General features: G+C 70.4%; 18 protein-coding genes and 1 pseudogene. 6 read left to right on the plus strand and 13 right to left on the minus strand.

The window, feature by feature from the left end; genetic code table 11:
- Positions 1–94: 94 nt before the first annotated feature.
- Positions 95–817: a hypothetical protein gene (locus tag OHS59_RS22175; RefSeq protein ID WP_328495146.1), complete on the plus strand. Its 723-nt coding sequence runs from the start codon at positions 95–97 to the stop codon at positions 815–817.
- Positions 818–898: 81 nt separating this feature from the next.
- Here the strand turns inward: OHS59_RS22175 and OHS59_RS22180 are convergent, their stop codons facing one another.
- Positions 899–1,096, minus strand: a complete 198-nt coding sequence (locus OHS59_RS22180; protein WP_328495147.1) for a hypothetical protein — start codon at positions 1,094–1,096, stop codon at positions 899–901.
- A 334-nt stretch (positions 1,097–1,430) separates the two neighbouring features.
- Between OHS59_RS22180 and OHS59_RS22185 the strand changes: the two genes are divergently transcribed.
- From OHS59_RS22185 to OHS59_RS22200, 4 genes are all read left to right on the plus strand, one after another.
- Positions 1,431–1,928 (plus strand): MarR family winged helix-turn-helix transcriptional regulator, encoded by a 498-nt coding sequence (locus OHS59_RS22185; protein WP_328495148.1) that lies wholly within the window; start codon positions 1,431–1,433, stop codon positions 1,926–1,928.
- A 23-nt stretch (positions 1,929–1,951) separates the two neighbouring features.
- A complete protein-coding gene (locus tag OHS59_RS22190; RefSeq protein ID WP_328495149.1) occupies positions 1,952–4,534 on the plus strand; it encodes an MFS transporter in 2,583 nt (860 codons plus the stop codon).
- A 106-nt stretch (positions 4,535–4,640) separates the two neighbouring features.
- Complete coding sequence (locus tag OHS59_RS22195) at positions 4,641–5,465, plus strand: YceI family protein (protein ID WP_328495150.1); 825 nt, start codon at positions 4,641–4,643, stop codon at positions 5,463–5,465.
- Positions 5,466–5,544: 79 nt separating this feature from the next.
- Positions 5,545–6,006: a PPOX class F420-dependent oxidoreductase gene (locus tag OHS59_RS22200; protein ID WP_328495151.1), complete on the plus strand. Its 462-nt coding sequence runs from the start codon at positions 5,545–5,547 to the stop codon at positions 6,004–6,006.
- 245 nt (positions 6,007–6,251) lie between these two features.
- Here the strand turns inward: OHS59_RS22200 and OHS59_RS22205 are convergent, their stop codons facing one another.
- The 6 genes from OHS59_RS22205 to OHS59_RS22230 form a co-directional block, all read right to left on the minus strand.
- Positions 6,252–7,046 (minus strand): TetR/AcrR family transcriptional regulator, encoded by a 795-nt coding sequence (locus OHS59_RS22205; protein ID WP_328495152.1) that lies wholly within the window; start codon positions 7,044–7,046, stop codon positions 6,252–6,254.
- 79 nt (positions 7,047–7,125) lie between these two features.
- Positions 7,126–8,634, minus strand: coding sequence for an MFS transporter (locus OHS59_RS22210; protein ID WP_328495153.1), 1,509 nt, complete (start codon positions 8,632–8,634; stop codon positions 7,126–7,128).
- Positions 8,635–8,730: 96 nt separating this feature from the next.
- On the minus strand, positions 8,731–10,962 hold the full coding sequence (locus OHS59_RS22215) for a glycosyltransferase family 39 protein (RefSeq protein WP_328495154.1): 2,232 nt from the start codon (positions 10,960–10,962) through the stop codon (positions 8,731–8,733).
- Positions 10,959–12,434 carry a glycosyltransferase gene (locus OHS59_RS22220; protein ID WP_328495155.1) on the minus strand — a complete coding sequence of 492 codons (1,476 nt, stop codon included), beginning with the start codon at positions 12,432–12,434 and terminating at the stop codon, positions 10,959–10,961. The genes OHS59_RS22215 and OHS59_RS22220 overlap by 4 nt, the downstream gene beginning before the upstream one ends.
- 14 nt (positions 12,435–12,448) lie before the next feature.
- A complete protein-coding gene (locus OHS59_RS22225; RefSeq protein WP_328495156.1) occupies positions 12,449–14,122 on the minus strand; it encodes a sensor histidine kinase in 1,674 nt (557 codons plus the stop codon).
- Positions 14,119–14,859: a response regulator transcription factor gene (locus OHS59_RS22230; protein ID WP_189776326.1), complete on the minus strand. Its 741-nt coding sequence runs from the start codon at positions 14,857–14,859 to the stop codon at positions 14,119–14,121. Before OHS59_RS22230 ends, OHS59_RS22225 begins: the two co-directional genes overlap by 4 nt.
- A 192-nt stretch (positions 14,860–15,051) precedes the next feature.
- Here OHS59_RS22230 and OHS59_RS22235 point away from each other — a divergent pair, with 192 nt between their 5' ends.
- Positions 15,052–16,428 carry an outer membrane protein assembly factor BamB family protein gene (locus OHS59_RS22235; RefSeq protein ID WP_328495157.1) on the plus strand — a complete coding sequence of 459 codons (1,377 nt, stop codon included), beginning with the start codon at positions 15,052–15,054 and terminating at the stop codon, positions 16,426–16,428.
- 72 nt (positions 16,429–16,500) lie between these two features.
- Here the strand turns inward: OHS59_RS22235 and OHS59_RS22240 are convergent.
- The 6 genes and pseudogenes from OHS59_RS22240 to OHS59_RS22265 form a co-directional block, all read right to left on the minus strand.
- Positions 16,501–17,423 (minus strand): annotated as a pseudogene (locus OHS59_RS22240) (amidohydrolase family protein).
- A 4-nt stretch (positions 17,424–17,427) separates the two neighbouring features.
- Positions 17,428–17,775 (minus strand): antibiotic biosynthesis monooxygenase family protein, encoded by a 348-nt coding sequence (locus OHS59_RS22245; RefSeq protein WP_328499308.1) that lies wholly within the window; start codon positions 17,773–17,775, stop codon positions 17,428–17,430.
- A 170-nt stretch (positions 17,776–17,945) separates the two neighbouring features.
- Positions 17,946–18,860 carry a DUF2797 domain-containing protein gene (locus tag OHS59_RS22250; RefSeq protein WP_328495158.1) on the minus strand — a complete coding sequence of 305 codons (915 nt, stop codon included), beginning with the start codon at positions 18,858–18,860 and terminating at the stop codon, positions 17,946–17,948.
- Positions 18,861–18,989: 129 nt separating this feature from the next.
- Complete coding sequence (locus tag OHS59_RS22255; RefSeq protein ID WP_328495159.1) at positions 18,990–19,883, minus strand: hypothetical protein; 894 nt, start codon at positions 19,881–19,883, stop codon at positions 18,990–18,992.
- Positions 19,874–20,449: a hypothetical protein gene (locus OHS59_RS22260; RefSeq protein ID WP_328495160.1), complete on the minus strand. Its 576-nt coding sequence runs from the start codon at positions 20,447–20,449 to the stop codon at positions 19,874–19,876. The genes OHS59_RS22255 and OHS59_RS22260 overlap by 10 nt, the downstream gene beginning before the upstream one ends.
- A 93-nt stretch (positions 20,450–20,542) precedes the next feature.
- Complete coding sequence (locus OHS59_RS22265) at positions 20,543–20,854, minus strand: hypothetical protein (protein ID WP_328495161.1); 312 nt, start codon at positions 20,852–20,854, stop codon at positions 20,543–20,545.
- Positions 20,855–21,464 lie beyond the last annotated feature (610 nt).

Consider the following 21,464-nt stretch of genomic DNA (forward strand, 5'->3'; position numbering starts at 1 on the left):
TCGACGGGTGGGACAGCAGTCGATACGCGGTCCGATACGTGGCCGCCGAGGTGCCCTTGGGGTTGCCTCGGCGGCTGCGGTCTGTCTGGGGGCGGTGACGTCGGCCGCCTGCGGCAGTGGTGGCGGCGACGGTGACGGGTACGTCGCCGTGCAGCGCCCTTCGTCGTCCGCGGGGGCGGTGGCGCCCACGGGGGACGTGGAGTTGGTGCCTCTGGAGAGCGCCGACGCGCCCAAGGGGACTGCGGGAGAGGCGAGTTCAGCACCTGCGGACGGCGGCGCTCGGTCGAGCGCGGGCACCGACGCGGGCTCGGACGAGGGCGGGGACGGCACCGGCGGCTCGTCCCTGTCCGGTTCGTCCGGCGCACACGGCAGCGGTCGTACGAGCCCGTCCTCGGGCGGCGGGGACGGCGCGGCCGATGCGGGTGGGGCGGGCAGCGCGGGCGGCACCGGTGGGAGTTCAGGGGCCGGAGGGGCCGAGGGGTCGACGCCGGGGCCGGGCGGGTCCGCCGGTCCCGCCGTGCTGGCCGTCGGCGATCCCGAGCGGGAGCCCGCCGACAGGCGCTGGTGCGAGAAGGTCACCGTCGGGTTCCACAACACCGGGGGCACCGCGGTGCGTTCGGGCACGGTGACCTTCGGGACGCACATCATCGGCGCGCTCGGGATCGACTGGGCGACCGTCGAGTCGGCCGAATGGCTGCCCGTGCCGATCGCGCCGGGCAGCCGGATGAAGAGGACCTGGACGGTGTGCGTCGACGCGTGGCGCGTACCTCTCGGCATGCACGTGGAGACGCGGGACTTGTCCGTCAGGTGGGAGTAGGGCGCCCCATGGCGCCCCCGCCCACTCGCGCAGCTGCCTGAGCCGCTGTTCGGGCGGCTGCTTGAGCAGCTGCCCGAGCGGCTACTTGAGCGCGAGCCAGGCGACCACGGCGACGACCGCGACGGCCACGATCACACCGATGATCAGGCCGACCCGGGGACCCCGGGCGGTGGCTGCCTGCTGCTGCTGACGGCTCTGCGGGTCGTCGACGAACGCTCGGAACATCTGGGTGCTACCCGCGGGGTCGTAGTTGCCCTCGGGGCCCTGGGTGTTTGCCATGCGCGTGACCCTATCGGGTGCGATCTGTGGCCCCAAGTTTTGGGGCCCTCTTCTCTTGGCGGGCACCGCCCAGGGGCTCCGCCCCCGGACCCCCGTATCGACCCTGCGGCCTCGTCCTCGAACGCCGGACGGGCCGAGTGGGCGCGGTCGGCCCCAGAACGGAGCGCAGCCCCCGACCACGGCCCCCGGCGACCCGGAAACCCGCCTCACCTGCGAGTTTACGTTTGCCAATACTTGCCTTTGCCAAGGTTTTAGGCCGTGGGGTCCCATTTAGTTTGCCTGCAGCAACCAACAGTATTTATGGTTGCCTAAAGCAACAAAAGAGGGAGGTGCGATGGCCGCTCGACGGCAGTACGAGGAGCTGGCCCAGCAGCTGAGCGCCATCGGCGCCGTGAAGCGGGGCCTGGGCCGGGTCCTCCCGCACGAGTGCCCGGCGGGATCCGCCGCGGTGCTCACGCTGCTCGACCGGCACGGCGAGATGCGGATGAGCCGCCTCGCCGAGCTGATGGCCATCGACATGTCGGTGACGAGCCGGCATGTGGCACACGTCGCCGAGCACGGCTGGATCGACCGGTCCCCCGACCCGGCCGACAAGCGCTCCCGCATCCTGCGGCTCAACCCCGCCGGACGGGCCATGCTCGCCGACCTCTCCGAGCGCTATATGAACGCGCTCGCCCACTACCTGGCGGACTGGTCCGACGACGAGGTCGACCAGCTCAACACCCTGCTCGGACGACTGCGCGCCAGCTTCGGCGACTGCCGGCCCGTACCGGCCACACCGGCCGTGCCCGCCGCGGCGCCCTCCGGGCGGACCACCCGTACACCTGTATGACGCAACACAAGAAAAGGAAGCCCATGGCAACGACCACACCAGCCGGTGTGCGGGGCTCACACGCCAAGCACGGAGGCGCCCCCGACGGCGCTCCGATGACACACCGGCAGATCATGGAAGCCCTCTCCGGGCTGCTGCTCGGCATGTTCGTCGCGATCCTGTCGTCGACGATCGTCTCCAACGCACTGCCCGAGATCATCGGCGACCTGGGCGGCGGCCAGTCCGCCTACACCTGGGTCGTCACCGCCGCCCTGCTGTCGATGACCGCGACCACGCCCCTGTGGGGCAAGCTCGCGGACCTCTACAACAAGAAGGCGCTCGTCCAGATAGCGCTCGTCGTCTACGTCCTGGGATCCGCCGCCGCGGGCCTGTCGCAGAACGCCGGCATGCTGATCGCCTGCCGCGTGGTGCAGGGCATCGGCGTGGGCGGTCTGTCCGCCCTCGCGCAGATCGTCATGGCCGCGATGATCTCCCCGCGTGAGCGCGGCCGGTACTCCGGCTACCTCGGAGCCACGTTCGCGGTCGCGACCGTCGGCGGCCCGCTGCTCGGCGGTGTCATCACCGACACGAGCTGGCTCGGCTGGCGCTGGTGCTTCTACGTCGGTGTCCCCTTCGCGATCATCGCGCTGATCGTCCTCCAGAAGACCCTGCACCTGCCCGTCGTGAAGCGGGACGTGAAGGTCGACTGGGCCGGCGCGTTCTTCATCTCCGCCGCGGTCTCGCTGCTGCTCCTGTGGGTCACCTTCGCGGGCGACAAGTACGACTGGGTGTCGTGGCAGACGTACGCGATGGTCGGTGGCTCGATCGTGCTCGGGCTGCTGTTCGTGCTCATCGAGTCGAAGGCCAAGGAACCGATCATCCCGCTGCGGCTCTTCCGCAACCGGACCATCGCGCTCTCCTCGATCGCCTCGCTCTTCGTCGGTGTCGCGATGTTCTCCGGCACCGTCTTCTTCAGCCAGTACTTCCAGCTGGCCCGGGACGAGTCGCCCACCATGTCCGGTGTGCTGACGATCCCGATGATCGGTGGTCTGTTCATCTCGTCCACCGTCTCCGGCCAGATCATCACCAAGACCGGCAAGTGGAAGGCCTGGCTGGTCGGCGGCGGCGTGCTCATCACGGCGGGCCTCGGTCTGCTGGGCACCATCCGTTACGACACGGACTACTGGAAGACCGGCGTCTTCATGGCGCTGCTGGGTCTCGGCATCGGCATGATGATGCAGAACCTGGTGCTCTCCACCCAGAACCAGGTGGCACCCCAGGACCTCGGCGCGGCCAGCTCCACGGTGACCTTCTTCCGTTCCCTCGGTGGCGCGATGGGCGTCTCCGCGCTCGGCGCGGTGATGGCCAACCGGATCACCGACTACGTCAAGGACGGCCTCACCGGGATCGACCCCAAGTACGCGGCCGCGGCGAGCCATTCGACCGGCAGCATCCCCGACATGGACTCCCTGCCCGCGCCGCTGCGCACGGTCATGGAGAGCGCGTACGGGCACGGCATCGCGGACGTCTTCCTGATCGCCGCCGCCATGGCCCTGCTCGCCTTCCTCGTCACGCTGTTCATCAAGGAGGTCCCGCTGCGTACCTCGGGCGGGCTGGCGCAGGCCGCCGAGGCACAGGCCCAGGCGGAGGTCACGGCCGTCGCCGAGGCCTCCCCGGCAGCGGCCGGCTCGGCCGACGGCTTCCCGCCGGAGACCGAGGAGCGCGTACCGAGCTGGGCCGTCACGGACAACGGCGCGGGTGACGTCACCGGCACCGAGCCGGGGCCCGCGGGCACCCAGCGGCTCTCGTCGGTCGCCACCCTGGCGGCCGCGACCGACTCCGGCACGGCTGCCGGTGCCGGTTCCGGCGGGGTCCCGGTCCACGGGTTCGTGCGGGGCGCCGAGAGCGCGCCCGTGCCACGGGCCGCCGTCACGCTGATCTCCCTCGCGGGCCGTCAGCTGGGCCGCTCGGTCGCACAGGGCGACGGTGCCTACGCGGTGGACGCGCCCGGCACGGGTTCGTACGTGCTGATCGCCTCGGCGGACGGGTTCCAGCCGCAGGCCTCGACGGTCGTCGTGAACGGTGAACCGCTCGCGTACGACATCCTGCTGAGCGGTACGAGCGGGCTCGCCGGCGCGGTGAAGGCCGCCGAGGGCGGGCGGCCGGTCGTGGGCGCGATGGTCATCGTGACCGATGTGCGCGGTGACGTGCTGGCCACCGGGACCACCGGTGAGCAGGGCGAGTTCGCCTTCGCCGAGCTGGTACCCGGTGCCGTGACCGTCGCGGTGAACGCCGCCGGACACCGGCCCCGCGCCCTGCCCGTCGAGGTCGGCGGCACCGGCGTCACCCGGGTCGAGGTCGAACTGACCGCCGGAGCGCAGCTCCAGGGCGTCGTGCACGCGCCCACCGGTCCGCTGGGCGACGCCCGGGTCACGCTCGTCGACGCGGCGGGCAACGTGGTCGGCAGCGCCACCACCGGGACGGACGGGGCGTACGCCTTCACCGACCTGGACGGCGGGGAGTACACGGTCATCGCGACCGGCTACCCCCCGGTGGCCACGGCACTGACCGTCAGCGGCAGTGGCGTCGACGGCCACGACATCCGGCTCGCCCACCCCGGCGAGTAGTCGCGGCCCACTTGAAAAGGCAGTAGTCACAGACCCCGGCCCGTGGAGCGCGTTCCGAGCGGAGGCGCGCTCCACGGGCCGGTTCCATGGAACGAGGTTGCTTGAAATGGGACTGACCGCGCGGATCCGTACGCGGGACGGCTGGGCCGTGTCGCACGCGGTCGTCACCGTGACCGACATGACGGGCGCCCAGGTGGCGCGTGCCGAGGCGGACGAGGAAGGCACCGTGCGGGACGCGGTCGCGCTCGTGCCCGGCGCGTACACGGTGATCGTCACGGCCGTCGGGTACGCGCCCGTCGCGTCCAGCGCCATCGTCACGGCGAGCGGCCGGGCCGAGATCGGCACCGTGACCCTCGCCCGGCAGGGCGGCACGGAACTGCCGCCGCCCGGCCCCTGGACGGTGGACCCGGCCCACTCCTCCGTGGGCGCCGTCGCCCAGCACCTGGGGATCTCCAGCGTGCACGGCCGGTTCACGCAGTTCGCCGGTTCGATCGAGATCGCCCCGGACGAGGTCGCCAAGTCCCGGGTGGAGGCGGTGATCCGGGCCGACTCGATCGACACGGGCAACGCCATGCGCGACGGCCACCTCAAGTCGCCGGACTTCCTGGACGTCGAGCGCCACCCGGAGATCACGTTTGTCTCGACGGGGCTGACCCCGGCCACCGGGAGCGACCGCTGGACGGTCCACGGTGATCTGACCCTGCACGGGGTCGTACGCCCGGTCGACCTGGACCTCGCCTACCTGGGCACGGGCGCCGACCCCTGGGGCGGCACCCGGGCGGCCTTCCGCGCGACCACGGAACTGCGCCGCGAGGACTTCGCGATGAACTACAACCAGGTCGTGCAGGCGGGCATCGCGGCGATCGGTACGACGCTGAAGGTGGAGCTGGACATCCAGGCCGTGCAGGGCGAGACACTCCCGCAGGCATAGCCGTCGCCCCGGGCATCGACACAGGCGTAGGCACGGCAGGGTCAGCCTCAGCGGGTGCCTGTGCCCCTAGGCTGCCCCCATGGCACCGAACATCGCTACGAACACCTCCGTGTCGTCGGCCGAGTTGCTCGACTTCGTACGCCCCCGGCACCGCGCGATCCTCCTGACCCGCAGGTCGGACGGAAGCCCGCAGGGGTCACCTCTGACCTGTGGAGTCGACGACTCGGGCCGCATCGTCGTCTCCACCTACCCGGAGCGCGCCAAGACCCGCAACGCCAAGCGCGACGAGCGGGTCAGCCTGATCGTCCTGAGCGACGACTGGAACGGCCCCTGGGTCCAGATCGACGGCACGGCCGAGGTGATCGACTCCCCCGACTCGGTCGAGCCGCTGGTCGAGTACTTCCGCAACATCTCGGGCGAACACCCGGACTGGGACGAATACCGCCGGGCCATGCTGAAGCAAGGCAAGTCGATCATCCGCATCACCCCGGAGAGGTGGGGCCCGGTGGCCACGGGCGGCTTCCCGCCCCACCTGGCATAGCCCCACCCCGACCACCCCAGGGACACGGGGAACGGCGCAGCCGCTGGCTTCTCGCCCTCAGGGGCGCGGGGAACGGCGCAGTCTTTTGTCCTTGCCGTCGGGGGCGCGGGGAACGGCGCAATCCTTTGCCTTTCACCCTCAGGGGCGCGGGGAACGGCGCAATCCTTTGTCTCTCGCCCTCAGGGGCGCGGGGAACGGCGCAATCCTTTGTCTTCGAAGGGCAGCGCCCAAACACCCCGCACCCCCTACACCTCCCCGCGGAGCACCACCGTCTCGATCCCCGCGATCACCAGATCCAACGCAAAGCGGAAGTCCCGCTCATACATCTCCTCCACCGTGCTCCCCCCACGCGCCCGCATGATCTCCGTGCTCTCCTCCAGCACGTCATCAAGCTCGGGCGCCCCCTTCAACGCACTCAGCGCCTGCTGGAAGTACGCGTCAGGACTCATCCCGGCCTCGGCCGACCGCGCGGTGAAGTGCCCCTCGATCGTGCCGAACCCGTACACGAACTGGAAGACGGCCGAGATGGCCCCCGCCAGCCGGTGCGTGGGCAGCCCCGTCCTGCGGATCACCCGCTGCACGGTCCGCGAGAAGGCGATGGACCTGGGCCCGATGTTGAGGAACGTCCCGGCGAGCGTCGACGCCCAGGGGTGCCGTACGAGCAGGGCCCGGTAACCGGAGGCGATCACCCGGAGCTGATCCCGCCAGTCCGCGTCCGCCTCGGCGCCCGCGTCGGCGTCCAGATCCGGCAACTCCAGTTCCCCGTAGATCGCGTCGAGCGCGAGCTCAAGAAGGTCGTCCTTGGTGTCCACGTACCAGTAGACGGACATCGCGGTCACATTCAGCTCGGCGGCCAGCCGTCGCATGGAGAACTTGGCCAGCCCGTCCGCGTCGAGCAGCCGTACCGTGACCTCGGTGATCCGGTCCCGGTCGAGCGACGACGGCTGGCCGCCCCGGGCTCCACCGCCTCGCGGGGCCTTGCCCTCCAACCACACGCTGGTCCGTGCCGGGCGCTCGGCCCGGTCGACTGCCCTCACCATGGCGCACCTTCCTCGGAACTCCTGCAGCGGGCCGTCCCGGAAACCCGGGATCCGCCCCAGCCCTGACACCGGGCGGCCCTCACATCGGCACCGCCACCGCGGAGTCTGCCCTCTCGGCCCGCCGAAGCAACGCGGCGGCCAGCAGTCCACCCAGGAGCACGGCCACCGCGCCCACCAGTTGGCTGGTCTCCAGGCCCGACGCGAACCCGTCCGTGATCCGCGCGCGCTCGTCCGCCGAGTCCGCGCCCGCGAGCGTCGCCGGGAGCGAGGCCGCGGCGAACGGGATCAGCGCGGCGAAGCGGGCGTTGAGGACCGCGCCGAGGACGGCGACGCCGAGGCCGTTGCCGAACTCGGCCAGCGTGCCGTTGATACCCGCGCCCACGCCCGCCTTCTCCGGCGGGATCGCGCTCATGATGGCGTGCGCCATGGCGGGGTTGGCGACCGCGCAGCCCGCGCCGATCAGCAGCAGGCCGAGCAGGGTGCCGGCGTAACCGCTCGACACGAGGGTCGCGATCGACACCAGTCCGCCCGACATCAGCATCATGCCGAGGGCGATCGAGACGGGTGTGCCGAGCCTCGCGGTGAACTTCGCCGACAGACCGGTGAAGTTGAGGGCCACCACGGTCAGGGCGAGCGGCGCCGTGCGCAGGCCCGCCTCCAGGGGCCCGTAGCCGAGGACGAACTGGAGGTGCTGGGTCAGCAGGAAGAGCGCGCCGCCCATGCCGAAGGTGATCAGCACGGCACCGGCGACGGCCCCCGTGAAGCGCCGGTCCCGGAAGAAGTGCAGGTCCAGCATGGGATACGGGATCCGGCTCTCCCAGTGGGCGAAGAGGGCCAGCACCAGGAGCGCCAGGGCCGCCGTGGTGAGGACGCGGGCGGAGGTCCAGCCGTGTTCCGGACCCGAGATGATCGCGTACACGAGGGCGGTCATGCCGATCGTGGAGAGCAGGGCGCCGAGCAGGTCGGGGCGGTCGCCGCGCGGGTTCTTGGACTCCGGTACGAGGCTGATCACGGCGCAGAGGGCCAGGGCCACCACCGGCAGGTTGACCAGGAAGATCGCGCCCCACCAGTAGTGGTCGAGCATGAACCCGCCGAGCAGCGGGCCGGTTGCGAACCCGAGGGCGTTGACGGCGCTCCAGATGCCGATGGCCTTCGGCTGCTCCTCGGGTGCGAAGATCTGCATCGCGACGGCGAGTGTGGTGGTGAGCAGGAGCGCGCCGCCGACGCCCATGCCCGCGCGGGCGGCTATCAACTGGCCGGTGGTGTCCGCGAGTCCGGCGACCAGCGAGCCGATGCCGAAGAGCACGAGACCGGCGACCAGCATCTTCTTGCGGCCGTAGCGGTCGGCCGCGCTGCCCGCGCTGAGCAGCAGGCCCGACTGCACCAGCGAGTACGCGTTGATCATCCACTGGATGTCCGAGGTGCCCGCGCCCAGTTCCTCGGTGAGGGTGGGGATCGCGACGTTCAGCACGGTGTTGTCGAGCAGCACGGTGAGCTGGGCGAGGCAGATGACACCGAGGATCAGCCACCGCTGGGGGTGGCCGCCGACGGAGCCGACTTGGCCGGCTTGGCCTTGCGAGGTTGGCATGCCTTACACCGTAGAACAGCCCCTATACGGCGTACAACAACAAAAAAGGTGGCCCGGGCGCTCGTTCGCCCGGGCCACCGCTTTCGGTGAAGTACGTCAGCTGCTCGTGGCCTGCGTCAGGTCGTAGAAGGTGGACGAACCCACCGTCACCTTCTTGAAGTTGGCCTCCACCCATGTGCTGATCCGGGTCCCGGTGCCGGAGCTGTCGCTGCCGCCACCGCCGCCCATGGAGCCGGAGGAGATGAAGTAGTGGATCTTCCCGTCCGCCACGTACTTCTTGAACTGGGCCAGCGTCGGCGACGGGTCGCTGCCGTTGAAGCCGCCGATCGCCATCACCGGGTCGCCGGTGGAGAGCTGGTAGCTCGCCGCGTTCTGCGCGCCGATGGCAGCCGCCGCCCAGGTGTAGTCCCCGGAGTTCTTCTCCAGGAGCGCCTTGGCCTCGGAGCTGACGGTCGCGCCGTTGAGCAGGCCGCCCATACCGCCGCCGCCTCCGCCTCCCATGCCGCCACCGTCACCGGTGCCGCCCGCGGTACCGCCACCCGGCTGGGTCTGGCCGTTCTGACCCGTCTGGCCATTGCCGTTCTGCTGGCCTTGCTGGCCGCCGCCGGGGAAGCCGCCGGTCGGGGGTTGACCCATGCCGCCGCCCTGCTGGTTCTGACCGGTGCCGCCCTGCCGGTTGCCGCCCGGCATACCGCCGCCACCCGGTCCGCCGCCCATGCCGCCACCGCCGGGACCACCGCGACCGCCCGAGACCGAGGGCCCCGCCGTGACGATCGAGCCGCTGTGACCCTCGTCCAACGTGGTCAGCGTGTACGCCGTCGGGCCCGCGAGGGCCGCGACGAAGCTGAGCCCGACCACCGCGAGGGACAGCCTGCGGCCGAGCCGCGCGATGAAGATCAGACCGAGTGCCGCGACCAGACCGCCGACCAGGACCAGCCACTTGAGCCAGGGCAGGTAGTCGGAGGAACGGTTCAGGAGGACGTACCCCCAGACCGCGGTGGCCGTGACTCCGGCCGCCATGGTGAGCGAGATCCACATCCGGCCGCGCTCTTCCCACAGCACGCTCGCGCCCATCCCGACCACGGCGGCGACGTACGGGGCGAGGGCCACGGTGTAGTACTCGTGGAAGATGCCCTGCATGAAGCTGAAGACCACCATGGTGATCAGCAGCGAGCCGCCCCAGGCGAGGAACGCGGCACGGGCCGTGTCGGTCCGCCGCGCCTTCCAGGTCAGCGCGATGCCCGCGGCCAGCACGATCAGCGCCGCCGGGATCAGCCAGGAGATCTGACCGCCGATGGAGGAACTGAACATCCGGTCCCAGCCGGTCTCGCCCCAGCCGCCGCCTCCACCGCCGCCGCCGACGCTGCCGGTCTCCTCGCCGTTGATCCGGCCGAGTCCGTTGTAGCCGAAGGTCAGTTCCAGGAAGGAGTTGTTCTGCGAGCCGCCGATGTACGGGCGGGAGGACGCGGGCCACAGCTCGACCAGGGCCACCCACCAGCCGCCCGCGACGATCATCGCCAGGCCGGAGAGGAGCATCTGCCCGACGCGCCTGCGCACAGTCGTCGGCGCGAGGACGGCGTAGAGGATCGCGAGGGGCGGCAGGATCAGGAAGGCCTGGAGGGTCTTCACCAGGAAGGCCAGCCCGACGGCCGCGCCCGCCCACACCAGCCACTTCGTCTCGGCCTTCTCCATGGCGCGCAGCACGCAGTAGACCGTGACGGCCATCAGGAGGGCGAGGGCCGCGTCCGGGTTGTTGAAGCGGAACATCAGCGCGGCGACGGGCGTGAGCGCGAACACCGCCATGGTGATGAAGCCCGCCGCGGGGGTGAACCGGCGGCGCACGGCCCCGTACAGCACTCCTGCCGTGGCGACGGCCATCAGGACCTGCGGGAACAGGATCGCGAAGGAGTTCAGGCCGAACAGCCGTACCGACAGGGCCATCGGCCACAGGGAGGCCGGGGGCTTGTCGACCGTGATGGCGTTGGCCGAGTCGAGCGAGCCGAAGAAGAAGGCCTTCCAGGACTGGCTGCCGGCCTGCGCCGCGGCCGAGTAGAAGGAGTTGGCGTACCCGGAGGCCGTGAGGTTCCAGGTGTAGAGCGCGCCGATCAGCAGCAGCGCGCCGAGGAACGCGGGGCGCACCCAGCGGTTGTCCTCGGGCCGCCCGCGCCACAGCCTGCGCGCGAAGGGCTGCTTGTGGCTGCCGTCCTCGGGAGCGGCGGGCTCCGCCGGAACGACCGGTTCCTGTACGGCTGTCGGGGTCGGGCCGGGCGGGCTCTCGCCGGGACCGGCGGCCCCCGTACTCGCGTAGTCGTGCTGAGTCGTCGTCATCGCGCGTTCCCGTTCTCGTTCCGGTTCCTCGGATCGTGATCGTTCGGGCGCACCGGCTGCAGTCGCATCGTCGGGTCCCCCCAGGTCTGGTGGCTGTACGAGGAGTTGGTCGTGCCGTACGGGGACCGCGGCGCCGTCGCGTAGACGGGCGACGCGGGTCCGGCCGGTACGGTCGGCGGCATCGTCGGTACGGCGGGTGTGTGAGAGGCGACGACGGTCGACGGTGACGCGTCGTGCCGGTCCGGGAACACCCAGGCCCGGAAGAGCAGGAACCGCAGCACGGTCGCCGCGAGGTTGGCGACGATCAGGACCGCGAGTTCGGTGGCGTGCGCCGGTTCGGTCGTCGCCGCGTTCAGGGCGGCGAGCGAGCCGCTGGTGAGGGCGAGTCCGATGGCGAAGACGACCAGGCCCTGCGCCTGGTGCCGTACCGCGCCGCCCTTGCCCCGTACGCCGAAGGTCAGGCGCCGGTTGGCGGCGGTGTTGGCGACCGCCGAGACGAGCAGGGCGAGCGCGTTGGCGATCTGCGAACCGGAGAACGTACGGAAGCCGCTGTAGAGCACCAGGTAGAACAGCGTGGACAGGGCGCCCACGACACAGAATCCGACGAGCTGGCGGGCCAGGCCCTTCGGTACACCGCTGATCTCGCGGTCGCGCGGGTCGTCGCCGAACGGCCGGGCCAGCCGGTCGAGCGCCAGTGAGCCGGTGGCGAGGGCGCGTCCCACGCGCCACACGCCCTTCAGGTCGTCGGTCGCGGTCTTCACGATGTGGACGGTCGAGTCCGGGTCGTCGACCCAGTCGACCGGCACCTCGTGGATGCGCAGCCCGGCCCGTTCGGCGAGGACCAGCATCTCGGTGTCGAAGAACCATCCGGTGTCCTCGACGAGCGGCAGCAGCACCTGCGCGACATCGCGCCGGATCGCCTTGAAGCCGCACTGCGCGTCGGAGAACCGGGCCTGCAGCGAGCCCCGCAGGATCAGGTTGTACGTACGGGAGATGAACTCCCGCTTGGCGCCCCGCACCACCCGTGAGCTGCGGGCGAGCCGCGAGCCGATCGCCAGGTCGGAGTGACCGGAGATCAGCGGGGCGACCAGCGGGAGCAGCGCGTTCAGATCGGTGGACAGGTCGACGTCCATGTAGGCGAGGACCGGGGCGTCCGAGGCGGACCAGACGGTCCGCAGCGCCCGGCCGCGGCCCTTCTGCTCCAGCCGGAACGATCTGACCTCGGGCAGTTCCGCCGCCAGCCGCGCCGCCACCAGGGGAGTGGTGTCCGTGGACGCGTTGTCCGCGACGGTGATGCGGAACGCGTACGGGAAGGTGCGGGAGAGGTGCTCGTGGAGTCTGAGCACACACGGCTGGAGGTCCTTCTCCTCGTTGTAGACGGGGATCACTACGTCCAGGACAGGCGTACCGGCATTTCCGGCCGGGAGGTGCTCCCGCGCCGGCAGGTTGCCGGGAGAAGGTTCGGTTCGCATGACAACGACTGTCGTCAAGCGCCCTGTTGCACCCATGTGGTCGTGCTGTGCTGTGCCTGTGAGTACGGTTGTGAATTTGTTTCGGAAATGAACGCCTCATGAGAATGCGGCGCTTGAGGGGCCGGCGCGGGCAGATGCACGGTGAAGACGGTGTGCCCGGGGACGCTGTCGACGGTCACCGCACCGCCGTGCGCGGCGGCGACGGCCTGCACGATGGCGAGTCCGAGTCCGGTCGATCCGGAGGCGCGTGAGCGCGAGGAGTCGCCGCGCGCGAAGCGTTCGAAGACGTGCGGCAGGAGGTCCGGTGGGATGCCCTGTCCGTCGTCCTGCACGTCCACGCACACCCAGGCCCCCTGGCGGCGCACGCGGGCGGTCACCGTCGTGCCGGGTGGTGTGTGGGTGCGGGCGTTCGCGAACAGGTTCACCATGACCTGCTGGACGCGGGCCGCGTCGGCCAGCACCAGCGCGGGTTCGTCGGGCAGCTCCAGCCGCCAGTTGTGCTCGCGTCCGGCCGCGCGGGCGTCGCTCACGGCGTCCACGACCAGCGGGGAGAGGTCGGTGTGCTCGTAACTGAGCGGCCGTCCCGCGTCGAGGCGCGCGAGCAGCAGCAGGTCCTCGACGAGGCCCGTCATCCGTCCGGCCTCGGACTCGATCCGGCCCAGCGCGTGCCGGGTGTCGGGCCCGGTCTCCTCGCGTCCGCGTCTGGTCAGCTCGGCGTATCCGCGGATGGACGCGAGAGGGGTACGCAGCTCATGGCTGGCGTCCGCCACGAACTGCCGTACGCGGGTCTCGCTCTCCTGGCGCGCGTGCAGGGCGCCGTGGACGTGGTCGAGCATGCGGTTGAGCGCGGCCCCGACCTGGCCGACCTCGGTGTGCGGATCGGTCTCGGACTCGGCGACCCGCTCGTTGAGGGTCACCTCGCCCGTGTGCAGGGGCAGTTCGGAGACACGGGTGGCGGTGGAGGCGACTTTTCGGAGGGGGCGCAGGGCCACGGTGACGATGGTCGCGCCGGCGATACCGGCGGCGATCAGGCCGGCCGCCGTGACGCTCACCTCCACGAGGATCAGGGTGTTGATGGTGCTGGTGACGGACTCGGTCGGCAGGGCGATGTAGAAGCTGCCCTTGCCGCCGCTGACGTACATGACGCGGTACTCGCCCATGCCCGGGATGTCGACGGTGTGCTTACCGGTCTTGGGCACGGAGCCGAGCGCGGCCTTCGCCGCGTCGCTGAGGTTCTTGGAGCCCATCTGGTCGAAGGCGCCGTCCGTGGACTTCTCCACGGCGACGACCGCCCTGGCGATCCCACCGTTGGTGCCGACCTCGGCAGCGATGGTGTCCTTCTGCGTCGGCCCCCTGGTGACGAAGTCCGTGAGCCTGTCGTCACCCGTCGAGGAGCCGCCTGAGGAACCGGGCGACGAGCCGCCGCCCGGGTTCCTGGGCAGATCCTCCGGCGGCGGGCCCCCGGCACGCTGGGCGGCGTCGGTGACCTGGCTGTCCAGCTGGGTGTACAAGTGCTGCTGCAGCGCGATCGTCGTGACCGTGCCGATCACCGCGCACACCACCGCGATCAGCGCAACCGCCGAGACGACGAGCCGCGTCCGCAGGGTCCGAGGCTGCCGGCGCCGCAGCGCGTGCGGGGCTCCGGCCTGTCGGCGCCGCTGCGTACGCGGCCGTCGTCGCCCGCTCACGACGTCGCGGGCTTGATCAGGTAACCGGCGCCGCGCCGGGTGTGGATCATCGGCTCCCGGCCGGCGTCGATCTTGCGGCGCAGGTACGAGATGTAGAGCTCGACGACGTTGGCCTGCCCGCCGAAGTCGTACGACCACACGCGGTCGAGTATCTGCGCCTTGCTGAGCACCCGGCGCGGATTGCGCATCAGGAACCGCAGCAGCTCGAACTCGGTCGCGGTGAGGTGGATGCCGTCACCGGCGCGCGACACCTCGTGGCTGTCCTCGTCCAGGGTGAGGTCACCGACGACGAGCACCGAGTCGGAACGGCGGTCGGCGGCGCCGGAACGCCGGATGAGACCGCGCAGCCGGGCCACGACCTCCTCCAGGCTGAAGGGCTTGGTGACGTAGTCGTCGCCGCCGGCCGTCAGCCCCGCGATCCGGTCCTCGACCGCGTCCTTCGCGGTCAGGAAGAGAACGGGCACTTCGGGCAGCTCGCGGCGGAGCCGGCCGAGGACGGCGAGACCGTCCATGTCGGGCAGCATCATGTCGAGAACGACGGCGTCGGGCCGGAACTCGCGGGCGGTCTGCACCGCACCGGTCCCGTCGGCCGCGCTGCGGATCTGCCAGCCTTCGTAGCGCAGGGCCATGGACAGCAGCTCGGTGATCGACAGCTCGTCGTCCACCACAAGCACGCGGACGGGGCTCCCGTCCGGCCTCAGCAGTTCGGTGCGCCCCTGGGGCGAGGTCGTGGTCATAGCCAACACATTGGTGGCCCGCCCTGAGAGCACGCTTTCGGGAACCTGTGAATCCCCTGAGAAACACACAGCCGCCTCTCAGGGAACACCGCGCGACTCTTCGAAACTCCTTGCCCGGGGGAACGGCCGCGGGGGAAGACCGTCAGCCTCCGGGTCGCGGCGATCAGGGGCATCGGTCTGTGGGGGGCTGCTGTGACTGGTGCGAACGATCCCGGAAAGCCGCCGAAAGCGGACGAAGAGCCGTCGGAGGCAACCGGGAATCCGCCGACGGAGCCGGGTCGCCCGCGCAGCCGCGACAAGCCGCTCTTCCTGGTGCTGGGCCTCGTGCTGATCGTGCTCCCCGTGGTCCTCCTCCTCTTCCGGTGGTACGAGGAACGTGACCTGGTCACCGGCGCGCAGGGGCCGTTCCCGGCATCGTCCGCGGCGGGCCCGGTCGCGCCGGCCCACGTCAGACATCAGACGACGGACTACGACGAGGTCGTGGTCCACGGCCTGGGCGTGCGGACCACGGACACCGGTGTGAAGGCGGTGTACCTGCGCACCGGCAAGGAGTACTGGCGCTACGAGCGACGGGACGGGGGAGACGCCCTGACCACGCCGGCCGTGACGGGGCGCACCGTCGCGATCTGGTACCCGGACGGGCGGCTCGTCGCGATCGACCTCCGTACGGGCGAGCCCCGGTGGCACACGAAGTCCCGGTACGGCAAGGGCTACCAGTCCCTCCAGGTCGTGGGCGGCCGGATCGTCACCGACGCCGAAGGCCACGTGCGCGCCTTCTCCGAGGACGACGGCAAGCACGTGTGGACGCTCAAGGAGCCGTCGGACTGCACCAACATGTCCCTGCGCATGGGCGCCCACGACCAGCCCGACCATCTGAGTGTGGTCGAGGCCGTCTGCAACCGCTGGGACTACCTCAAGGACAAGGACAAGGACAAGGACGGGGACGCCGAGTACACGCTCCTGCTCGGGATCGACGACCGCACCGGCGACGTCCTCTGGAAGCGACGCACCGCCGGACTGTGGACGCAGTTCCTCCAGGGTGACGAGGACACGCTGGTCGGCGCGCTGGAGTCCCCGGAGGGCCGCTATTCCACCCGCTTGCTCGACGTGAACCGCGAGGGAGTCCGGCCGCGCTCCGAAATCGCCGCGGACGCGTGGGATCCGGTCGACTCGGGCAGCGGCATCGTGCTGTCGTCCACCGACCCTAAGAACCCGGACGCCGATCACGACACCGCTCTGGACGCCTACGACACCCGGGACGGACACCACGCCTGGCGGCTGCGGGCGCCCTCCGGCCAGCAGTTCGGTGCCGCGCGGATCGCCGACGGCCGGGTGTACGTCGTACGCCATCCGGTCCACCGGAACGCGGATCGGGGCAACCGGGTCCGGGGCGAACTCCTCGTCCTCGACGCCGACAGCGGCCGACTGCTGCACACCCTGCGGCTGACGCCGATGACCGTGACCGAGTACGGCGAATCGGCCGTGCTCGACGTGTGGGACGTCGCCGACGGCGTCGCCACCGTCCAGTGGCGCGACGAGACCGAGGACGAGCTGGTCGTCACCGACTGATCCGGCCGGGCGGGCGTACGGGCGGGCGGTCCCGGCCTACGTGCGGTCCCGGCGTGTAGGAGGTCCCGGCCCTCACAGGCCGAACAACCGCGCCCCGTTGTCATGGCAGACCGCCCGCAGCCACTCCTCCCCCAGCCCGAGCCGCTCCAGCGCCCGCAGCTGATGCACGTACGGATAGGGGATGTTGGGGAAGTCGGTCCCGAGCAGGATCCGGTCGCCGAGACAGAGAGGCGGGAGAGCCGGGGGAGCGCACGCCGGGGAAACGGCGCGAACCCCTCGCTGAAGTCGGTGAACGCCATCGTCGTGTCCAGCCGCACTTCCCCGAACCGCTCGGCGAGGTCCAGGAAATCCTCGTACTCCGGCATGCCCATGTGCGCGAACACCAGCCGCAGCCGCGGATGGCGCGCGAGCACCCGTCCGACCGGCTCCGGGCCGGTGTGCTTGCCCGGCGAGGGTCCGGAACCGCAGTGGATCACGACGGGGATCCCCGCCTCGGCGAGCAACCCCCAGGCCGGATCGAGCAGTTCGTCAGCAGGGTCGTACGCCCCCACCTGGACGTGGGCCTTGAAGACCCGCGCCCCTTCGTCCAGCGCCCTGCGCACATACGCGTCCACGCCCGGCTCCGGGAACAGCGTCGCCGTGTGGAGGCAGTCGGGGGTCCGCCGGGCGAAATCGACGGCCCACCGGTTCAGCCACTCGGCCATGCCCGGTTTGTGCGGGTAGAGCATGGCGGTGAAGGCACGCACGCCGAACTCCCGCAGCATGCCGACCCGTTCGTCCTCCTCCGCCCGGTAGGTGATGGGCCACTCGACACCGCCGGTGCGCGGCCCGAGCGCGTCGAAGTACGCCCAGACCTTCCTCAGGACGGACTCGGGCATGAAGTGGGTGTGGACGTCGACGAGTCCGGGAAGGCCGAGCCCCTCCCAGAACCGCCGTACACCGGCGGCCTCGTCCCCCGCCCCGTGCCCGGCCTCGAACTCCACCGCGTTCCTCATCCCGTCAGCCCTGCCCTCGCTCGAAACCGTGGCTCCGCTCGACCTTGGCGACATGCAACGTGTAGCGCTCGTACCACTCGGCGCGCCCGCGCTTCTGCGCCGCCCGGTGCTCGACGTTGCTCCGCCACTCCTCGATGGCGTCCGCGTCCCGGAAGTACCCGACGGTGATGGCCGGCCCGCCCGGCGACCCCGCGTAGTCCATCCCGAGATACCCCGGAATCTCCCTGACCAGCTCCTCCATCCGCTCGTTGGTCTCGCCGTACTCCTCGGCCCCGCCGTCCTGCGTCCTCACCGAGGTGAAAACGACCGCGTAGTACGGAGGTTCGTACGCACGGACGGGCATGACGGGCATGACGGGCAGGACGGCCGCGTCAGGGACAACGGCAGCGGCGACAGGCGCTATTGGCTGATGGCTCATGTCGCCCACCCTCGGTCCGGCCGCCGCGCCAAGTCCAGGGCGTTTACCGAAGGGGATCCCTAGGGATCGATCTCTTTGCCATCCGGTCACTCCCCTCGGCCGCCTCAGAAAAGCCCGTCCTGGACACCACCGAACTCCCGCACAGGCACGGTGACCTCCCCCCGCCCGCCCCTGGCCCCCCGCTCGCCGGGCTCCCCGTCGCCCTGTCCGGCCACCTCGGTCACCCCGGTCAGTTCCCACCCGGTCATGAGCCGCGTATCGAGCACGACGACGCCCCGACCGGTCCGAAGATGCAGATCGGGCCCGGCGACGGCGACCAACTCCCCCCGCACGACGCCTCCCGGCACCAGCTCACCGACGACGGCCACAGCCGACGGCAGCCCGTCGAGCCCGAACGCGTCCGTGTGATCGACGGCCTCGAACGGCATCCGCTCCAAGGCGTCCGGCCACCCGTCCAGCCCCACGGCCCGCGCGTGCAGCCCCCGAATCTCCGCCACCCGGGCCGGCACCTCCGGCAGCGCACTCCGTACGGCCCGCTTGGCGTCGTACGCGATCCGGTCCGGCACTCCCAGCGCCGTACGCAGCAACTCCTCACTGCGCCGGGCCGACATCAGCGGCCCCCGCCCCAGCCAGGTGAAGGCGACGGCCCCCTGCTCCAGGAGCCGGGCCGACCCGCGCTCGACGGCGGTGATCCCCACCTTGACCATCCCGGGTCCGAACCAGGCCAGATAGACGGAGTAGGGCCGGGGGTCGTCGGCGATGGTGTCCGCCGCGACGGAATGGGCCCGGTCCAGCCGCGAACACTCCTCGCACCGGGCCCCGACACTCCGCCCGGACACCGCGGCCCCCGCGAAACAGCTGTGCCCGCGCGCCCCCACACACCGCCGCTCACCCCCGCCCACGACGGCGAACGCAACCTGCTTCCCCCACGGCAACGCACTGCTCCGCCCCCCGTCCCAGGTCAGCACAGGCTCCCGCCCGGCCCACCGGAGCCCCTTGCATCTCCACACCTGTGCCATCACTCAAAAGCGTAGAGGCCACCACTGACATCGGGGCTCTCCCCTCTCCTCGCGGCCGGGCCCCGGACAGCAAGAAATCCCCGCTCGTCGAGCAGGGATTCCGTTTGCCACAGCGCACTCACCAGGAACCTAGGAACGGTCCCGCAGCACACGCCGGATGGACCCGATGACCTCGTCGATGCCACTCGACTGCAGCCTGGCCTTCTTCGAACTGTCGTCCTCGTCCGTGATGCCGACCGTGACACCCATGGACTGGCCGTTCGAGACACTGACCTCCAGCCGACGCCGCTGGACCTTGCTGAAGCGGACCGTGTCGTCATCGGGGGCACGAGTGTTCAACTCGTCCAGCGAGACGTGGTCGGGGGCCGGCGTGGTCCGCGTCGAGACGGCGACCACGTGGTTGTACTGGTACTCCTCCGTGTCCTCCTTGGACAGTCCCCCGGAGAGGAAGTCCAGCGTGCAGTGGAAGAGCGCGAGGTGGTGCAGGGCGGGACAGACGACGAGGACCTCGTACTCCTTGAACCGCCACACCCCGTCGTCGCCGATTCCGAACCCGCTGAACTTCGGCCCGTACAGCACCAGCGGCCTCTTCTTGGGGCGCTCGGCAGGACTGCCGCCGAGCAGGGCCATCACCGGGTCCCAGGACTCGGCACCGATCTCCAGGTGGTCCGCGGTGATGCCCAGGCGGCGCATCGCACGGTCCTCGATGATCTTCAGATCCCCGGCGAGGAGCCGGTCCATCTCACGGTCGGACGGTTTGGGTTCGGCCTTCTCGTACGCCTCTCCGTACTCCTTCTTCTTCTGGCCGCCCCGGATCGCGGCCCAGATACCACCCGCCATCAGCAGTACGCCGACGAACGTGTTGCCGCTCATGGTGATCAGCCCCACCAGCACCAGGACACCGCCGCCCACGAGCAGGGCCGTGGCGATCTGGTCGAGGCTCTGCTCGGGGGTGGGATGGAAGTACTTCTCGACCTTCTTCTTCCGCTCGGTCGCTTCGGTCTCGGCCATGGTCACGGACATGGGGTGGTTCCTCCTGCACGCTCGTTGAGTGCTTGCCAGACACGGCTCTCCGATGCGGGCACGTGCCGGCGGATGAGATCCGCGTACAGCCGGTCGACCTGCTGCGCCTTCCACCGCAGGCTGTCCGGGACGGCCAGGGACCCCATCCACGCGTTGGTGCGGTCCTCCTCCACCAGCACCGCGAGAAAACGCGCGTGCGGTTCGCGCAGCGGGCCCAGCAGGGCCAGGGCGGAGGCGAGTTCGGCGTTGGTGCACAGACTCGGGCGCTTTCCCCCGAGGCCGGCCAGGGCGAGAAGGAAACGCGCGTGTGCGGCGGCCGAGGGGTCCAGCGCTCCGAGGCCGACGCATTCCGTCAGATGGGTGACCGCGGAATCGTAGAGCCCTTGATGCAGCGAAGTCTCACCGAGGCGGAGGCCGTCCTGTGCGCGCTCGTACGGGGTCGGCTCTCGGGGTCCGAGATGAATCGCACCGATCTGGTTGACCGTATCCGCATTGTTGATCGTCCGGGCTTCCTGCTGACCGATGTGATAGGTGGACGAGGTCTCACGATCTCTATTACCGGCCACCGATCCTCTCCCTTTCGGATATCTCGACCGTCTCGGCGATCTCGACGCCGGTCGAGAACGCGATTTCCGGATTCCGTCGGATCACGGCTCGGCTCACTGCACGAAGGAGCCGATCACGGTGGAGATGGCGGCGACGATGGACGTGGCCCGGAGGCTGCTGGCGACCTCGCGGGCCCGCTCCAGCGCACTGATGGCCGGGGTGCTCTCGGGCAGCGCGCGCCGGGCGTTCTCGACTTCGGCGCGCAGGTCCGCCCACTCACCCGTCGCGGTCCGCTCCCTGTCGATGCGGTCGAGCAGGGCGTCCAGGCGCGCGGCGGTAGCGCCCGACTGCTCGGAGCCGATGAAGAGCGTCTCGCCCTGATAGATGCTCTCGGCACTCTGCTTTGTGATCTTGAAGTCAGCCATATGCCCCCCTGTGAAGATCTCCCACGGAAGCCGCCGTCACGGCCCACCGAATTCACCGATTCCCGGTCGCGGCACCGACCCCCTGAACCGCCTGCGCCGCCGCACTGAACTGATGCGAATCCGATCGTAGAACGAAATATAAACACACGAGAGACACATATCAGTTATGATCAAATTTGAGCATTATGAATTCCTCCCCATGGAAGACATTTCAATTTTGATCAACATCTCTCCACTTCACAGCGATGCCTGATCAGTCCCCCCGGGGGGGGCGGCGAGTGGGGCGGGTTCATGGGCCACATCTGTGGAGTTCCGGAGGACTGTGACCCTCCGCGGGACTGGTCCTCGCGTGCGTGCAGAGTGGCAGCCCGCTCCAGGGCATCCGGCCGGACTCGTCTTCACCACGGTGACCGGACGGTTGACGGACCCGCGCAACCTGAACCGGATGCTCACCGTCCTGCGCCGTGACGCGAAGGCGAGACGCGCGACACCTACGCCCACATGATGGGGTCGACGCTGCGGGCGGCTGCCGAGCGGATGGATGACACGCTCGGACTCGAAGATGTGGACGACGACCCGGAGGGCGAGAACGCCGCCTGAGCGGCCATTG

The organism is Streptomyces sp. NBC_00414, from assembly GCF_036038375.1.
Classification (GTDB): domain Bacteria; phylum Actinomycetota; class Actinomycetes; order Streptomycetales; family Streptomycetaceae; genus Streptomyces.

Coding starts and splice junctions, on each gene's coding strand:
- OHS59_RS22180 (WP_328495147.1), bottom strand. CDS start 1,096: ATGGCAAACACCCAGGGCCCCGAGGGCAACTACGACCCCGCGGGTAGC.
- OHS59_RS22185 (WP_328495148.1), top strand. CDS start 1,431: ATGGCCGCTCGACGGCAGTACGAGGAGCTGGCCCAGCAGCTGAGCGCC.
- OHS59_RS22190 (WP_328495149.1), top strand. CDS start 1,952: ATGGCAACGACCACACCAGCCGGTGTGCGGGGCTCACACGCCAAGCAC.
- OHS59_RS22195 (WP_328495150.1), top strand. CDS start 4,641: ATGGGACTGACCGCGCGGATCCGTACGCGGGACGGCTGGGCCGTGTCG.
- OHS59_RS22200 (WP_328495151.1), top strand. CDS start 5,545: ATGGCACCGAACATCGCTACGAACACCTCCGTGTCGTCGGCCGAGTTG.
- OHS59_RS22205 (WP_328495152.1), bottom strand. CDS start 7,046: ATGGTGAGGGCAGTCGACCGGGCCGAGCGCCCGGCACGGACCAGCGTG.
- OHS59_RS22210 (WP_328495153.1), bottom strand. CDS start 8,634: ATGCCAACCTCGCAAGGCCAAGCCGGCCAAGTCGGCTCCGTCGGCGGC.
- OHS59_RS22215 (WP_328495154.1), bottom strand. CDS start 10,962: ATGACGACGACTCAGCACGACTACGCGAGTACGGGGGCCGCCGGTCCC.
- OHS59_RS22220 (WP_328495155.1), bottom strand. CDS start 12,434: ATGCGAACCGAACCTTCTCCCGGCAACCTGCCGGCGCGGGAGCACCTC.
- OHS59_RS22230 (WP_189776326.1), bottom strand. CDS start 14,859: ATGACCACGACCTCGCCCCAGGGGCGCACCGAACTGCTGAGGCCGGAC.
- OHS59_RS22245 (WP_328499308.1), bottom strand. CDS start 17,775: ATGCCCGTCATGCCCGTCCGTGCGTACGAACCTCCGTACTACGCGGTC.
- OHS59_RS22250 (WP_328495158.1), bottom strand. CDS start 18,860: ATGGCACAGGTGTGGAGATGCAAGGGGCTCCGGTGGGCCGGGCGGGAG.
- OHS59_RS22255 (WP_328495159.1), bottom strand. CDS start 19,883: ATGTCCGTGACCATGGCCGAGACCGAAGCGACCGAGCGGAAGAAGAAG.
- OHS59_RS22265 (WP_328495161.1), bottom strand. CDS start 20,854: ATGGCTGACTTCAAGATCACAAAGCAGAGTGCCGAGAGCATCTATCAG.